14 protein-coding genes are annotated in these 15925 nt (G+C 48.1%); 13 read left to right on the forward strand and 1 reads right to left on the reverse strand.

Annotated features, from left to right (window positions below; all coding sequences use genetic code 11):
- Positions 1-2: 2 nt before the first annotated feature.
- From priA to spoVM, 11 genes are all read left to right on the forward strand, one after another.
- Positions 3-2552 carry a primosomal protein N' gene (gene priA / locus MHI01_RS29020; protein ID WP_340984678.1) on the forward strand — a complete coding sequence of 850 codons (2550 nt, stop codon included), beginning with the start codon at positions 3-5 and terminating at the stop codon, positions 2550-2552.
- A gap of 116 nt (positions 2553-2668) precedes the next feature.
- On the forward strand, positions 2669-3157 hold the full coding sequence (gene def / locus MHI01_RS29025) for a peptide deformylase (RefSeq protein ID WP_017687449.1): 489 nt from the start codon (positions 2669-2671) through the stop codon (positions 3155-3157).
- A 12-nt stretch (positions 3158-3169) separates the two neighbouring features.
- A complete protein-coding gene (gene fmt / locus MHI01_RS29030) occupies positions 3170-4123 on the forward strand; it encodes a methionyl-tRNA formyltransferase (RefSeq protein ID WP_340984679.1) in 954 nt (317 codons plus the stop codon).
- Positions 4120-5598, forward strand: coding sequence for a 16S rRNA (cytosine(967)-C(5))-methyltransferase RsmB (gene rsmB, locus MHI01_RS29035; RefSeq protein ID WP_340984680.1), 1479 nt, complete (start codon positions 4120-4122; stop codon positions 5596-5598). The genes fmt and rsmB overlap by 4 nt, the downstream gene beginning before the upstream one ends.
- A 252-nt stretch (positions 5599-5850) precedes the next feature.
- On the forward strand, positions 5851-6891 hold the full coding sequence (gene rlmN / locus MHI01_RS29040; protein ID WP_017687452.1) for a 23S rRNA (adenine(2503)-C(2))-methyltransferase RlmN: 1041 nt from the start codon (positions 5851-5853) through the stop codon (positions 6889-6891).
- Between the two features lie 7 nt (positions 6892-6898).
- Positions 6899-7675, forward strand: coding sequence for a Stp1/IreP family PP2C-type Ser/Thr phosphatase (locus MHI01_RS29045; RefSeq protein WP_017687453.1), 777 nt, complete (start codon positions 6899-6901; stop codon positions 7673-7675).
- Positions 7672-9882, forward strand: a complete 2211-nt coding sequence (gene pknB, locus MHI01_RS29050; RefSeq protein ID WP_282320820.1) for a Stk1 family PASTA domain-containing Ser/Thr kinase — start codon at positions 7672-7674, stop codon at positions 9880-9882. The genes MHI01_RS29045 and pknB overlap by 4 nt, the downstream gene beginning before the upstream one ends.
- A gap of 61 nt (positions 9883-9943) precedes the next feature.
- Positions 9944-10852 (forward strand): ribosome small subunit-dependent GTPase A, encoded by a 909-nt coding sequence (rsgA, locus tag MHI01_RS29055; protein WP_076328024.1) that lies wholly within the window; start codon positions 9944-9946, stop codon positions 10850-10852.
- A 1-nt stretch (position 10853) separates the two neighbouring features.
- The gene (gene rpe / locus MHI01_RS29060; protein ID WP_017687456.1) at positions 10854-11513 is read left to right on the forward strand and encodes a ribulose-phosphate 3-epimerase; all 660 of its coding nucleotides are present in this window, start codon (positions 10854-10856) and stop codon (positions 11511-11513) included.
- A gap of 3 nt (positions 11514-11516) precedes the next feature.
- Positions 11517-11768, forward strand: coding sequence for a hypothetical protein (locus MHI01_RS29065; protein WP_047843680.1), 252 nt, complete (start codon positions 11517-11519; stop codon positions 11766-11768).
- A gap of 167 nt (positions 11769-11935) precedes the next feature.
- Positions 11936-12016 carry a stage V sporulation protein SpoVM gene (gene spoVM / locus MHI01_RS29070; RefSeq protein WP_017687458.1) on the forward strand — a complete coding sequence of 27 codons (81 nt, stop codon included), beginning with the start codon at positions 11936-11938 and terminating at the stop codon, positions 12014-12016.
- Positions 12017-12210: 194 nt separating this feature from the next.
- On the opposite strand, the gene rpmB is transcribed toward spoVM, so the two are convergent.
- On the reverse strand, positions 12211-12399 hold the full coding sequence (gene rpmB / locus MHI01_RS29075) for a 50S ribosomal protein L28 (protein WP_017687459.1): 189 nt from the start codon (positions 12397-12399) through the stop codon (positions 12211-12213).
- 637 nt (positions 12400-13036) lie between these two features.
- On the opposite strand from rpmB, the gene MHI01_RS29080 reads away from it, so the two are divergent.
- Together MHI01_RS29080 and MHI01_RS29085 are read left to right on the forward strand one after the other, a co-directional pair.
- A complete protein-coding gene (locus MHI01_RS29080) occupies positions 13037-14848 on the forward strand; it encodes a DAK2 domain-containing protein (RefSeq protein WP_127545462.1) in 1812 nt (603 codons plus the stop codon).
- Between the two features lie 211 nt (positions 14849-15059).
- Positions 15060-15923 carry a DegV family protein gene (locus MHI01_RS29085; RefSeq protein ID WP_076250889.1) on the forward strand — a complete coding sequence of 288 codons (864 nt, stop codon included), beginning with the start codon at positions 15060-15062 and terminating at the stop codon, positions 15921-15923.
- The last annotated feature ends 2 nt before the right edge of the window (positions 15924-15925 follow it).

Here is a 15925-nt window from a genome sequence, read left to right on the forward strand (position 1 = left end):
ATATGGATATTGCCAAGGTCATAGTCGATGTTCCCGTGAAGGAAACAGATCGGCCGTTTGATTACCTGGTACCTGAATCGATGAGAGAATGGATCGAGATTGGCAGCCGGGTGGGTGTGCCTTTTGGTCATCGGACGGTGCAGGGATTCGTGATTGATCTTGTGCCGCGTACCGGAGAGGAAACATTCAAGCTTAAGCAGATTCAGGAGTTACTGGACATTGTTCCCCCGTTGTCAAAGGATTTGGTTGAGTTGGCCGAATGGATGAGTGGACGTTATGCCAGTAACCGGATTTTGTCATTGCAGGTCATGGTGCCGACGGCATTGAAAGGGAAAGCAGAGCGATACATCTCGCTGGGAGATGCACTTGATGGACAGATGGCGGGTGCACAACCGGATGATGAGGTGTTATTTGTTTGGGGAGAAGAGTCTACGACTGAGAAAGTACAGCAGGATATCATCCGTTTTGTCAAAAGTCGGGGTCAGGTACCGCTGCAACAACTGAGTCGAAAATATCCCAATCATGCTACACTAATTAAGAAATTATTGCTTGGTGGTGTACTGCTGGAAAGTCAGGCCATCAAGGACAAGTTAAATAAAAAAACGATGAAGTCCGTTGATCTGGCTGTAGATATTGCTGCTGCTCAGGAAGCACTTGCTTCATTCCCGGCGAAAGCACAGCGGCAGAAGGAGATTCTGGCTTTTTTGCTGGAAATGAAAGAACTGCTGCCCATGCCGATGAAAGAAGTGTTATCTACACTACAGGTATCGGCCGCGACGATTAAAGGGCTTGAGGAAAAGGGACTGATCGTCACCGAGGACGTTGAGGTCTTCCGTGACCCGTATCAGGGCAGGACGTTCAAAGCGACTGAACCGCTGGTTCTGACCGATGAGCAAAAACTTGTCTACGACAATATCAATGGCCGATTGCAGGAACAACGCCATGGGGTGTTTTTGTTACATGGTGTTACGGGAAGTGGCAAGACGGAAGTCTATCTTCAAACCATTCAACAATGCATCGAACAGGATCGGCAGGCTATCGTACTGGTGCCCGAGATTGCGCTCACACCACAGATGGTAGAACGTTTTAAAGGGCGATTTGGGGACCAAGTTGCTGTTATGCACAGTCGTCTGTCTGGCGGTGAACGTTATGATGAATGGCGCAAGATTCGTGAGGGTCAGGTAAAGGTTGCAATTGGGGCACGTTCAGCTGTATTTGCTCCATTCAGTCGGCTTGGGTTGATCATTATGGATGAAGAACACGAGACTTCCTACAAACAGGAGGAAACTCCGAAATATCATGCTCGTGATGTAGCGGTAAAAAGAGCACAGCAGCATCAGGCGGTGGTTGTTCTGGGTTCAGCGACACCTTCGCTGGAAAGTTATTACGCTGCACGCTCGCAGAGTAATGATGATTTTGCACCACTCTTACTGGAGATGCCAACACGGGCACTGGGTAACAAGCTGCCTGAAGTGCGTATCGTTGATATGCGTGAAGAGTTGAAGGATGGCAACCGCTCCATGTTCAGCAGGGCTTTGCACAAAGGGCTGGAGGAACGCTTGGAACGTGGTGAACAGACGGTGCTTCTGCTGAATCGCCGTGGATATTCGACCTTTGTTATGTGCCGAAGTTGTGGATATGTGGCAGGTTGTCCTGAATGTGATATTTCATTGACGTATCATCAGCGCTCGAATAATCTCCGTTGTCATTACTGCGGGTATGCGGAAGCGGCTCCGGAAGTGTGTCCGGACTGTGGAAGTGAGCATATTCGATACTTTGGTACAGGTACACAGCGAGTCGAGGAAGAGCTTGCCAAGCTCTTCCCGGGTATTCGGGTCATTCGGATGGATGTGGATACAACAACGGAAAAAGGGGCTCACGAGAAGCTGCTGAAACAGTTTCGTGAGAAAAAGGCGGATGTATTGCTGGGCACCCAGATGGTTGCGAAGGGTCTTGATTTCCCGGATGTAACCCTGGTTGGCGTGATAACAGCGGACTCAGCGTTGAATTTACCTGATTTCCGTGCTGCGGAAAAAACGTTTCAGTTGCTAACACAGGTAGCTGGCCGAGCGGGTCGGCACCAATTGCCTGGTGAGGTGTTTGTTCAGTCCTATACGCCGGAACACTACTCCATTGGTCATGCGAGTCAGCATGACTATGTGTCGTTTGTACGTGAGGAATTGCTGCACCGTCGCAATTTGCAATATCCGCCATACTGTCGCCTGATTCTGGTGACCTTTTCGCATGAGCAACTTCCAGTATTGATTCGTCTTGCCGAGAACTATACGCGAATACTGAAAGAGAAGGCTAATGCGGCTGGATGGCTCGGCAGTCTGGATCGATTCAGCAATGATGCCTTTGATGTACTGGGGCCGGTAGCGTCTCCGATTCCTCGGATCAAGAATAGATACAGATTCCAATGTATGATAAAATGGCGGGGGGATGTAGACGCCATAGGACTCGCTCTGGCTACGGCCCGGCGCATGGACGATGATGTTCAGGCGCAAAAATTGCTTATTAGTCTGGATGTAGACCCGCAAATGTTAATGTAAGCATTTTGCAGCAATGCGGATGTAAACAAGCGGTATAAACATAGATTAAAATGAATACCCCAAAAATACAGATATCGTCCTGAAATTATGATGAGGATTAGGAAGGTGCTTACAACATGTCGATTCGCATTATCGTGCAAGAACCAGATGAGGTGCTCCACAAGAGAGCCAAAGAAGTAACCAAAATTACACCAAATGTACAAAAATTGCTGGATGATATGGCTGATACCATGTACGATGCGGAAGGTGTGGGTCTTGCTGCGCCACAGGTTGGTATTTTGAAACGTCTGATTGTTATCGACGCAGGTGATGAGCAAGGGCTGATCAAGATGATTAACCCGGAGATCATTGCAAGTGAGGGAGAACAATTTGGACCTGAAGGTTGTCTGAGTATCCCTGGAATTAATGGTGATGTTCGCCGTTTCGAGACCGTTACAGTTAAAGGTCTGGATCGTGAAGGTAAAGAGCTGATTATTACGGGTAGTGGCTTGCTGTCCCGTGCATTCCAGCATGAGATTGATCATCTGGATGGTGTACTCTTTACGGATGTCGCCGAGAAAGTGTACGAAATTGCAGCCGATCAAACGGGACCGCGTCGTAATTAAGGAGTGATCGATTTGAATATTGTTTTTATGGGAACACCTGAATTTGCAGTGCCTTCTCTCGATATGCTGATGGCAGAGGGGTACAATGTGGTGGGTGTGGTGACTCAACCTGATAAACCACAGGGACGCAAAAAAATACTTACGCCAACACCGGTTAAGGCCGCGGCAGAACGCCACGGTCTGCCGGTGTTTCAACCTGTTAAATTGCGTGATCCGGAAGCGGTAGCCCGCTTGGCTGAATGGAAGCCGGATCTGATCGTAACCGCGGCCTTTGGACAGATTCTGCCCAAAGCCGCGCTGGATATGCCTGTTCGTGGTTGTGTGAACGTGCATGGCTCTCTTTTACCGAAATATCGGGGAGGAGCACCGATTCAACGTTCCATTATTAACGGGGAATCCGTGACAGGAGTCACATTGATGTATATGGCTGAAGGCTTGGACACCGGAGATATGATCTCGCGTGTGGAACTGCCAATTACGGATGAAGATACATCAGGATCGATGTTTGATAAATTAAGTGAGGCTGGTTCCAAACTGCTTCAGGCAGAAATGCCACGATTGATTGCAGGCGAGACAACGGCGGTCCCTCAGGATGATGCTGAGGCTTCGTATGCTCGCAATCTGACTCGGGATGACGAGAAAATGGACTGGAGTCGTACTTCACGTGAACTGTTCAATCAGATTCGTGGTCTTGTGCCGTTCTCCGGTGCATTTACGATGTGGGATGATCAGGTCTTCAAAGTTTGGGCTGCGGCTAATCCCGATCAGGTGGACCTAGAAACTTCTTCAGATGCTGGACAAGCAGAGCCGGGAACGGTGCTGCAATTGAATAAGGCAGGGATTGAAGTCCGCACAGGCAATGGATCTCTCTGGTTGACTGAAGTGCAGCCAGCAGGTAAAAAGGTGATGCAGGCCGCTGACTTTGCTCGCGGTGGTACACTGAAACCTGGAACGGTGCTACGATGAGCGGTAATATACCAGGTCGTTCGTCAGGAAAAGGCCAGCAAGCTAATGGAAATTCATCCGGACGTGAAGGAAACCGTCGTCCGAATTCGGGTAAATCGGGTGGTGCATCGCGCTCCCAGCAACCCAAAACATCTGCTCGTACATTGGCAGTCAAGGTTCTGAGTGCTGTTGAGCAAGATGGAGCATACAGTAATCTGGAGTTGAACCGCCGTCTGAAAGAGGCGGATCTAAGCCCCGCAGATGCTGGACTAGCTACCGAATTGGTGTATGGAACAATCGCCAGATTGAATACACTTGATTATTTTCTGGAGCGTTACGTCGCCAAAGGAGTATCCAAACTGCAACCATGGGTTCGCAGCCTGCTGCGAATTAGCGTATATCAGATGATATACCTGGATCGTATTCCTGAGCATGCCGTGGTGAGCGAAGCGGTTAATCTGGCGAAGAAACTGGGCCATCAGGGAATCTCGGGTATGGTGAATGGAGTGCTCCGCAATATGATCCGCAATCGGGATGAACTTCGTATTCCAGAACATCTGCCCGTTGCCGAACGTATTTCACTGGAGCATTCCCACCCGTTATGGATGGTTGAACGCTGGATTGCCCAGTACGGCGAAGAGACAGCGGAAGCGATCTGTCGTGCGAATAATGAGCCGCCAGCGGTGAGTGTCCGTGTCAACACAACAATGACCACACGGGAGAAACTGATGCATGAGATGACCAGTACAGGTGCAGTCGTTGAAGCTTCTCAGCTGAGTTCCGATGGAATTCTTGTACGTAGTGGCGGAAACATGGCTCTAACGTCCTGGTATCGGGACGGGTTGTTCTCTGTACAGGACGAAAGTTCCATGCTTGTCGCTGAAGCAGTTGCGCCAGAAGTAGACCAACTTGTATTGGATTGTTGCGCAGCTCCAGGTGGTAAAACAGCTCACATGGCTGAGAAAATGCAGGATCGCGGTCGTATTGTCGCGAATGATGTACATGCTCACAAGCGCCAGCTGATCCTGGATCAGGCGGAGCGTCTCGGTCTGACTTGTATCGATGCTGTAACTGGAGATGCGCTAGACCTGAATGAACGGTATCCGGAAGCGTCGTTTGACCGCATTTTGCTGGATGCACCATGTTCAGGTCTGGGTGTTATTCGCCGCAAGCCTGATGTGAAATGGACCAAAACCGTAAAAGATATCGAAGATATCGCAGGCTTGCAGCGTGAATTGCTTGATCATGTTGCGCCGTTGTTAAAACCAGGTGGTATTCTGGTGTATAGCACGTGTACGATTGAGCCTGCTGAGAATGAGGATATGGTTGCAGACTTCTTGAATCGACATCCGGAATACAGCCCAGCAGAAGCATCCGTCTGGTCTGAATCGGAGACAGCGAACTTGAAGGTTGTGAACGGTGGTATTCAGATTTTGCCACAATACGCTCACAGTGACGGATTTTTCATCGCACGGTTGACAAAAACAGTGGAATAACAGTTTAATAGAGCACGGAAGTATGACCGCCGAGGGGAACTTCGGCGGATTTCTTTGTGATGGGACTTCGATATAATTGTCAGAGAATGTGGTGACAGGGTGCGATGGCGGCATTGAGATGTTATAATGCATGAAGTACAGATATCAAGGGTATACATGGATGTAACGTGGTCTTTGTGATAGAATAGGACGAATGGAACGAAAAGAAGGAAGCCAACGAAAAGAAAAGAAGGAATAGGTGTTGACAACAAAATGAAACCTTTTATATATGATTATTCTCTGGAACAACTGCAGCAATGGGCTGTTGAGAATGGGGAGCCGGCGTTTCGCGGTGGCCAAATCTTTGACTGGATTTATGTAAAACGCGTGAATGATTTCAGTGAAATGACCAATCTGTCCAAGCCATTGCGTGAAAAACTGACAGAGCAATTTGAATTCGTAACGCTTAAGGAAATTACCAAGTTTGAATCCAAGGATGGAACGGTTAAATTCCTCTTTGGTCTTCATGATGATCATGCCATTGAGACAGTAATTATGAAGCATAACTACGGGAACAGCATCTGTGTAACCACACAGGTTGGTTGTCGTATTGGTTGTACGTTCTGTGCATCCACATTGGGTGGACTCAAGCGTAACCTTACGGCTGGGGAGATTGTTGCACAGGTTGTGCAGGCTCAGAAAATTCTGGATGAACGCAACGAGCGTGTCAGCAGCATTGTGATCATGGGTTCGGGTGAACCTTTCGAAAACTATGAAGCTACGATGACTTTCCTACGCATTATGATTCATGAAAAAGGGCTGAACATCGGTCAGCGTCACATCACGGTATCCACGAGCGGAATCGTTCCGAACATCTACAAGTTTGCAGATGAAGATACACAGATTAACCTCGCCATTTCGATCCATGCACCAAATGATGCACTGCGTTCGAAATTGATGCCGGTTAACCGTCGTTTTCCTTTTGAAGACGTGATGGAGTCCCTTCGTTATTATCTGGCCAAAACAGGTCGGAGAATTACGTTCGAGTATGCACTTATTGGTGGGGTAAACGACCAGCCAGAGCATGCAGCAGAACTGGCAAGTGTGCTTAAGAACATGTTGTGCCACGTGAATCTGATTCCGGTTAACCATGTACCTGAACGCAAATACGTAAGAACATCGAGAAGCGACATTTTCAATTTTCAGAAGATTCTCTCGGAACAGGGTGTTAATGTAACCATTCGTCGTGAACAGGGACATGATATTGCTGCCGCTTGCGGTCAGCTTCGTGCAAAGCATATGGAGTTGAGGTGAGAACGTTTTGATCAAAACAGTTCATGTGAGCCATATCGGACGAGTGCGTTCGGTGAATGAAGATTCAGCCTGGATTCGTAATCTCGATACAGGATATATTCTGGGTATTGTTGCCGATGGCATGGGTGGACATCTTGCAGGGGATACGGCAAGCCGCTTGGCAGTAGAGACGTTGGTGAAAGATCTGGGAACACTGGAACCAGGTCTGTCACATGCGTCTCTGTCTGCGGCTCTCAGCGATGCTATTTTGCATGCCAACGAAGTTATCTTCCGCACGGCATCAACAGATGACAAGTATCACAACATGGGAACAACGGTGGTTGCGGCTTTATTGAACGATACGGAAGGTGTTATTGGACACATCGGTGATAGCAGAGCCTACAAAATTGCGAACAAAGCTGTGATCCAGCTAACCGAGGACCATACACTGGTGAATGAATTGTTCAAAAATGGTCAGATTAGCAAAGAGGATGTGTCCCATCATCCACGTCGCAACGTACTAACTCGTGCGCTTGGAACAGATGCCGAGGTGAAGGTAGATCTGGATACCGTCAAGCTGGAGGAAGGCGAAGTTCTTCTCCTGTGCAGTGATGGTCTCAGTAACCTGGTCAGCAATGAGCAGATTATTCAGGTTGCCGGCAATCTGGAACTGGCATTGGAAGATCGTGCAGACCGACTGCTTCAGTTGGCTTTACTTGCTGGGGGAGACGACAACATCACGCTTGCTTTGTTCGAGTTGCAGAGGGAAGGTTCCGTGGATACGGAAACGGGGTGTGAGTCATGATTGGGCACCAGCTAGGCGGACGCTATGAAGTGATTGAGCGTGTCGGCGGTGGCGGCATGGCTCTTGTGTACAAAGCCCAGGATCTTCTGTTGAACCGGAATGTAGCGATCAAAGTCCTTAGACAACAGTTTGTGCATGACGAAGAGTTTATTCGCCGTTTCCGCAGGGAAGCACAGTCGGCAGCATCGCTGTCTCATCCGAATGTAGTTAGCATTTATGACGTGGGGCAGGAAGATGACGTTCATTATATTGTCATGGAGTATGTGGAAGGCAAAAACCTGAATGAAATTATCAAAGAACGTGCCCCTCTGCAGGTGGACGAATCGGTGCGAATCGCTTCCCAGATTGCAGATGCTCTTGATCATGCACATCATAATCAAATCATTCATCGGGATATCAAACCCCACAATATATTAATTGGCCGGAATGGCCGCGTGAAAGTCACGGATTTCGGGATTGCCCGTGCCGTTACGTCTACAACGATTACGCAGACGGGTTCCGTAGTTGGTTCTGTACATTACTTCTCACCGGAGCATGCCAAAGGCATCGTTACTGGTGAAAAATCGGACTTATATTCTCTTGGGATCGTACTTTACCAAATGCTTACCGGGCAACTTCCGTTTCTGGGTGAAAGTCCAATCAGTGTGGCATTGAAGCATTTGCAGGAAGAGTTCGATGAACCACGCAAATTCAATCCATTGATTCCGCAAAGTGTGGAAAATGTCATCTTAAAATCCATGCGTAAAAATCCGCAGGAACGTTATCAGTCGGCCAAAGAAATGCAGACCGATCTGGAAACTTGCCTGATGCCGGAGAGACGAAATGAAACGAAGATTGATTTTCCGGATGAGGATGATATAGATCAGACTCGCGTTATGCCAGCCATCAAGCCTGAACCGCGCGGAGTTACATCGACGGGTGCGGTGCCAGTGATGGAGTCTAACGAAGAAACTGGCAAGGGTAAGGCAAAATCGAAGAGTTGGAAGAAGCCAGCTCTACTCATCTCATTAACCGTTCTTATTCTAATCGCCATGGTGGGCGTTGTATGGTATGTCAAGGGTATGCTGGTTGTACCTGAAGTAACCGTGCCTAACGTGATCACCCAGACGGAAGAAAAAGCTCGGGAAATGCTTGAGGAGAAAGGACTCGTCGTCAGTGATGAGGTCATCCGTCTGTATCAGGAAGGTGTCGAACCCGGTATCGTCTATGAACAGAGCAGAAAAGAAGGCGATGTTGTCAAAGAAGGTTCCGAGGTCCAGATCAGTGTTGGTGCAGAAAAAGAACTTTTAAAGATGATTGATGTCAAACAAGTAACTTATGATGAGGCTGTCAAGAAGTTGACTGCGCTTGGCATTAAGGAAGATCAGATTCAGCGGAAAGACGAGTTCTCCAATGATGTGGCTTCAGGTTCTGTTATTTCCCAGACACCGGGTGTCAATGAGGAATTCGATCCTGTGACAGTTCAGATTGAGTTAACCGTAAGTAAAGGCACTGAAACGGTCAAAATGCCTGATCTGAAAAATCATACCCGCAGTGAAGCCGAAGAAAAACTTAAATCAGTTGGACTTGTACTTGCTCAGGTGCAGGAAGAATCAAGTTATACGGTGGACCAGGGCAAAGTGACGCAGCAATGGCCTGTGGAAGCTGGCGCAGAGGTTAGTCCTGGCGATAAGATTACAATCTTTATCAGTACAGGGTATCCGCCAGAAGCGCTGGAATATCCTTTTAATATCAATGTCTCACCCAAAGAAGAGGGCAAAAACAGTAAAATCCGTATCACATATGAAGACGCACGTGGCAAGAATCAGGAATGGGGAACACGCACCGTGAACTCAACCCAGACCTTGACCATTCCACTTGTGCTCGCTCCAAATGAAAATGGGGCTGTGTCCGTATATCGTGATGGACAGTTCCTGGATACGTATCTTGTCTCCTACAGTGAAGCCAAAAATGGAACAGTAAACGTACCTTCCATTGACCCGGAACAAAGCACTGAGACGCCGCCAGAAAATGAGCCTGATCCAGGTGAAGGTAGCGTAGATGAGGGAAGTGTTGATCCCAATCAGGAAGGTGAACCTGAGTCCACACCGGCAGACGGTGAGGGTGACAGCGTAGATGAGGACACTTCTGCCATGAATAATGGTAAGGGGCACGGCAAGGAAAAAGAGAAGAAAAAGGAAGTCATTAACGCATCAAGCCGTCCATAAGGGCGGCTTATGCTGGCGTCTGGAGTAAATGTACCACCATCTAAAGGAGGGCGTCGGAGCTATGCCAGAAGGTATCATCGTTAAAGCGCTAAGCGGTTACTATTATGTCATGCCAGTGGAAGACAACGGGGTTCCTTCGGTTGAAGGTTCCGCCGTTCAATGTCGAGCCAGAGGTATCTTCAGAAAGCGGGGAACGTCACCGCTTGTAGGTGACCGCGTCAGCTACATGTTGACAGAGAACGGAGAAGGAACGGTAGATGAAATCCGGAAGCGTGAGACGGAACTTATCCGTCCTCCTGTAGCCAATGTAAGTCTGGCTGTTCTCGTGTTTTCTGTGAAGGAACCGGATATGAACCTGAACCTGTTGGACAAGTTCCTTGTTCATATCGAGCAGGCGGGGCTGGATGCACTCATTGTGTTGACCAAACTGGATTTGGCTGATCCAGCCAAAGACACTGTTGCTGAAGTGAAAGCATTGTATGAGCAGGTTGGTTATGAAGTGATCTCCACAAGTTCACGTACCGGTGAAGGCAGTGAATTGCTCAGAGACCGACTGGCTGGTAAGATCAGCGTATTCTCCGGACAATCCGGTGTAGGCAAGTCTTCGATGTTAAATGCATTGATGCCGGGCCTGACGCTGGAGACAAATGCGATCAGCATGCGTCTAGGACGAGGGAAACACACCACCAGGCACGTGGAGCTTATTCCGTTGGATAATGGTGGGTTTGTTGCAGATACGCCAGGATTCAGCCAACTGGACTTTCTGGAGATCGGTGTGGAGGAACTCTCCACTTGTTTCCGCGAATTCGCCCAGTTTGCAGATCAGTGCAAATTCCGAGGTTGTACCCATACACATGAACCAGGCTGTCGTGTGCTTGCGGCCAAGGAGGAAGGTCTGATCTCCGAAAGCCGATATCAGCACTATGTGCTGTTCCTGAACGAAATGAAAGATAAGAAGCGGAGGTATTAACATGATTAAAATTGCCCCATCGATATTATCAGCTGATTTTGCCCGCCTTGGTGCGGAAGTTGCAGAAGCTCAAGCTGCAGGAGGAGACTGGATTCATGTTGACGTTATGGACGGTCATTTCGTCCCTAATATTACGCTTGGACCTGCGATTGTGAAGGCAATCGCTCCACATACAAGCTTGCCGCTCGATGTGCATTTGATGATTGAGAATCCGGAGCGTTATGTTGAGGAATTTGCCAAAGCGGGTGCAGCGGTAATTACCGTTCATGCTGAGGCTTGTGTGCATTTGCACCGCGTTATTCATTTAATTAAGGAGCAAGGAGTGAAGGCAGGAGTTGCCCTTAATCCGGGAACGCCAGCGTCTGCCATTCTCGAAGTTCTGGATGATGTGGACATGGTTCTTGTCATGACGGTCAATCCTGGCTTTGGCGGACAGGCATTTATCTCGGGTACGATGAACAAAATCAAGCAGATTCGTACCTGGTTGAACGAAAAGGGACGCCATGATGTACATATCGAAGTAGATGGCGGAATTGCTGCCGATACAGCCCCGCTTGTGGTGGAAGCCGGAGCAGATGTGCTCGTTGCCGGAAGTGCCGTATTTGGACGTGAGGATCGTGCTGCCGCGATTACTGAAATTCGCCGTAGCTACGGAGGCTGATCTATGACCCTCAAGGAGACACTGTGGACGATGGCTGCGAGTCTCGTGACGGGACTTGTGCTTGCTTTGTTTGCGGTTATTCAATCCCCGTTTAATGCTATTACGTCATTAATCGGGGTAGGCGTTGTTATTATGTATTTCCGCAAATTTGATCGTACGGGACATCGGGTTACTTTTGTCATTTTCGGCATACTGTATTATTTACTGAGTGTTTTCATGATCGCTGCCTATCAATATATTCCTGCCCAAACGTAAATGACCTGATCTTCGGGCTTGTCATTGTGGAATAGGGATCGAAGGTTCCGCATAAATATGGTTACATGAGCAGGTTTCTCATGTAGCCTTTTTTGTCGTGTTTGAGGTAAAGAAGGCCTGAAGCATAGGATACGGCGGACGCATGAGCATGATGGGGAGGGTGAATTATGAAATTTTACACATTCAAACTGCCGAAGTTTTTGGGAGGGTTTGTAAAGGCGATTCTTAATACGTTTCAAAAGCACTGATCCGATTGATAAGGTAACAGGGAATACCGCCGCTTTGGCTCAGGCTTATCTGGAATTCGTACCTGCGAAGCGCCATGCGGCGGCCATTCACATGTTAATGAGCGTATTCAAGAATCCCTTTTTTGAATACCAAAAAAGCACCTGCAAGGAACAAGGTGCTTTTTGCTTACCCGATTTATAGTAGCTTTGCGTGATTATACGCGAGTCACTTTACCGGCTTTCAGTGCACGGGTGCTTACGTATACACGTTTTGGTTTGCCGTCAACGAGAATGCGGACCTTCTGAACGTTTACGCCCCAAGTACGACGGTTACGGTTGTTAGCGTGGGATACGTGGTTACCGGTGCCCGGTTTCTTACCTGTCACATAACATTTGCGAGACATAGATTACACCTCCTATCCTAAAATAACCAGTTGCCTTCAGAAACGAAAAGTCATTCCATAAGGACTAAATTGTTCTTCCTGATCATAAAGATCAGGTTTCAGTAGCTAATGGCGTTGTTTAAGCCGGCATGAACCGGATCATTTCCATTACTTAACCTGCATAAAACAATACTTGAATATAATATCATAATTAAAAAAGCTTCGTCAACTGATCCAAAAACTTTATTTATTTCTCCTGTCTAATATAGTACAATGTTGAGTAGTCCATAATACAGTGGTGAACAGGCTGTTGCCGCGAGGAAGTCGGAGAATAAACCGTACTTAGAGGTCGGTGGTCTGCTTTTTGGCAACGCTGTGAGCTGCGGCATTCCATCATTGGCACCAGTCTCCATGCGGCATTCATGCCGGCTCTTGATACCGGTGCATATCCGTATGCCCCGAAGTTAGGGGTGCAGAGAGTGCAGGATATTGGTAGCCCGGCCGCCCAGACCGTTAATCCGGCTGACATGTTGTATTGTATGCCTGTGCCGGACAAGGTATGGACGAAGAATAACGCAGTCCGCGTTAGCGCATGAACAGACCAGACACATCTTGGTGCAAGGTGTTCGTGTATCAAGCTAGGAAGGGGAATTCTCACTTGAGTATACGTTCTTTAAATGGAACAGATTTCACCGCAATGGTACTTGCCGGAGCGGAACAACTTGGACAGCATGCAGAGCACGTCAATTCCCTGAATGTTTTCCCTGTGCCGGATGGTGACACGGGAACGAACATGAATTTGACAATGAGTGCAGGAGTCGCAGAGATTAAAAGAAAAAGTTCTGCCTCCATCGGCGAAGCTGCCGGTATTCTATCGAAAGGCCTGCTTATGGGCGCACGGGGGAATTCAGGAGTTATTCTGTCGCAATTGTTCCGTGGTTTTAGTCGTTCAGCTGCTCCCTATGAGGAACTGAATACGCTCCAATTTGCAGCAGCCCTGCAGAACGGTGTTGACGCAGCTTACAAAGCAGTCGTAAAGCCCGTTGAAGGGACCATTCTTACCGTAGCCAAGGAAGCGGCGAAACATGCCAACTACTACGCAAGACGGACGAATGATATTACTGAATTAATGAATGAAGTTTTGTTAAAAGCAAAAGAAGCACTGGCAATGACTCCGGAATTACTGCCTGTACTGAAACAGGTTGGTGTTGTGGATTCAGGTGGTCAGGGGCTTGTATATATCTACGAGGGCTTTATGGAAGTATTGCTGCAAAGTGACGGAGGGAGTCGTACTTCACTGAACAAAGAAGTAACCCCATCCGTGGCAGCATCTGCTTTGAAACCGGCTGCACCGACAGAAGTGGATATCAAGAAGCCTGCACAGCAGCAGGTGATTGCACCGGAGATGCCATTGTCTGCTCAGGCGAGACTGGAAACGGAAGATATTGAATTCCTGTATGATATGGAATTCTTCATTAATCGTGAGCTTGGAGAGAACGCAGGAGTGGCATTTGATGACGAAGCATTCCGGAAAGCGTTGTCAGTTAATGGGGATTCGATCATCATCATTGCCGATGATGAAGTCATCAAAGTTCATGTCCATTCCAAGACACCAGGCGATGTATTAAACCTGGCGCTGCATTATGGTGAGATTACACAGATTCATATTCTCAATATGCGTGAACAGCATCGGGATCTCCTGACAGCAGGCATGGATATTGCTCCATCACCTGAATTGTTTGCAGAGATTCCACCTGAGGCTGCGCGCAGTATGGAAGAGGCTGTGCTTCCTGCAGATGAGATGGCACCGTATGGTTTTATTGCGGTATCCTCCGGTGACGGTATTGCAGAGATTTTCCAAAGTCTTGGCGTTGATGTTGTTCTGTCCGGTGGACAGACGATGAATCCGAGTACTGAGGATTTTGTAAAAGCCGTTCGTTCCATTGCTGCGGAGCAGGTATTTATACTCCCGAATAACTCGAATATTGTACTGGCTGCGGAGCAGGCTCGTGAATTGCTTGAAGATGAGCGCCGGATTACGGTTATTCCAAGCAAGACCATTCCACAGGGAATGGCTGCTGCTTTTGCTTTCCAGGAAGATGAGTCTGCGGAAACAAACCGTGACCAAATGTTGGAGGCCATCAGCCGGGTACAGTCCGGTCAAGTGACTCATGCGGTTCGTGATACGCAATATGATGAATTAGATATTAAGGCGGGGCACTATATCGGTATTCATAACTCCAAAATTGTAGCGACGGATGAAACCATGCTTCAAGCATGTGAAGGTCTGCTCAAACAGATGATGGAGAGTGGAGATGAAGTGGTGACGATCCTTGAAGGGGACGAAGCTGACCCTGAGGTTACTGCTGCCCTCGCTGCATGGCTTGAAGAACAGTATCCTGATGCTGAGGTAGAGGTACATCTTGGAGGACAGCCTGTGTATTATTATTTGTTCTCCGTAGAGTCCTAATAAAGGTTGTTCAAAAAGTACCAATTGATCACGAAGTAGCTCACGAAGCAAACTCGACATCGAATCTTGCGTTCACCTTCGGAGTCCGGTGCTCATGTAGGTTTGCCTACACTCCGCTCCTCCTCCTTCAGGTTCTCGCAACCTTCTCGGTGCTGAATCGTTGACTTTTTGAACATGTATTAATAGCACTCTAGCGAAGAGGAGGAGAGTCATGAGCCACAAGGTTACGATAGTAACAGACAGTACGGCAGATATTCCCGAAGAACTCATTCGCAAATACGGGATTCATATTGTTCCGCTACGTGTTCTATTCGGTGAAGAGACCTATGCAGATGGCGTTGATCTGACTTCGGAACAGTTCTACGAAAAGTTGAAGAAGGTATCTGTGTTGCCTACAACTTCACAGCCATCTCCAACCGATTTCATGAATGTGTACCAATCACTTCTTGATGAGAACCCGGAACGCCCGATTGTATCGATCCACCTGTCATCCGGCATGAGTGGTACCTATCAATCGGCCATGCTTGGCAAGTCTTTGCTGGAGCGCGAGGGTGACATCACCGTGCTGGATTCGAAGTCAGCTTCGTATGGATACGGTCTGATGGTAGTACAGGCTGCTGAACTTGCCGAACAGGGCAAGTCAGCAGTCGAAATCGCTGCGGCTATTGAAGGGATGCAACAATCTCGCAAGTTGTTCTTTCTTGTAGATACTTTGGAGTATCTGCAAAAGGGCGGTCGGATTGGCAAAGCTTCAGCCATCTTGGGAACGTTGCTTAACATTAAGCCGATCCTGTCTATTGATGAAGAAGGCGTTATCTACGCAGTTGAGAAAGTCAGAGGTCATAAAAAAGCAATGGCACGCATTATTGAGCTGTTTCAGAAGGATCTTGCAGGCAAACGGGTGAACCTGGCGGTAGGTCATACCGCTGACCCGGGATCAGCGATCGCTTGTGCAGAGCAGCTACGGGGTCATTTTACACTGAATGAAGTGATCTATACCAATATTGGAGCCGTAATAGGCAGTCATGTTGGACCTGGTGTCATTGCGATCTTTATGTGGCCTGTTCCGGAATGAGG

This window comes from Paenibacillus sp. FSL M7-0656 (assembly GCF_038003225.1).
Taxonomy (GTDB): Bacteria; Bacillota; Bacilli; order Paenibacillales; family Paenibacillaceae; genus Paenibacillus; species Paenibacillus amylolyticus.

What these genes read in the sequence shown, in the direction of transcription:
- priA (WP_340984678.1), top strand. Translation starts at nt 3, where the DNA reads ATGGATATTGCCAAGGTCATAGTCGATGTTCCCGTGAAGGAAACAGAT.
- def (WP_017687449.1), top strand. Translation starts at nt 2,669, where the DNA reads ATGTCGATTCGCATTATCGTGCAAGAACCAGATGAGGTGCTCCACAAG.
- rsmB (WP_340984680.1), top strand. Translation starts at nt 4,120, where the DNA reads ATGAGCGGTAATATACCAGGTCGTTCGTCAGGAAAAGGCCAGCAAGCT.
- rlmN (WP_017687452.1), top strand. Translation starts at nt 5,851, where the DNA reads ATGAAACCTTTTATATATGATTATTCTCTGGAACAACTGCAGCAATGG.
- pknB (WP_282320820.1), top strand. Translation starts at nt 7,672, where the DNA reads ATGATTGGGCACCAGCTAGGCGGACGCTATGAAGTGATTGAGCGTGTC.
- rsgA (WP_076328024.1), top strand. Translation starts at nt 9,944, where the DNA reads ATGCCAGAAGGTATCATCGTTAAAGCGCTAAGCGGTTACTATTATGTC.
- rpe (WP_017687456.1), top strand. Translation starts at nt 10,854, where the DNA reads ATGATTAAAATTGCCCCATCGATATTATCAGCTGATTTTGCCCGCCTT.
- MHI01_RS29065 (WP_047843680.1), top strand. Translation starts at nt 11,517, where the DNA reads ATGACCCTCAAGGAGACACTGTGGACGATGGCTGCGAGTCTCGTGACG.
- spoVM (WP_017687458.1), top strand. Translation starts at nt 11,936, where the DNA reads ATGAAATTTTACACATTCAAACTGCCGAAGTTTTTGGGAGGGTTTGTA.
- rpmB (WP_017687459.1), bottom strand. Translation starts at nt 12,399, where the DNA reads ATGTCTCGCAAATGTTATGTGACAGGTAAGAAACCGGGCACCGGTAAC.
- MHI01_RS29085 (WP_076250889.1), top strand. Translation starts at nt 15,060, where the DNA reads ATGAGCCACAAGGTTACGATAGTAACAGACAGTACGGCAGATATTCCC.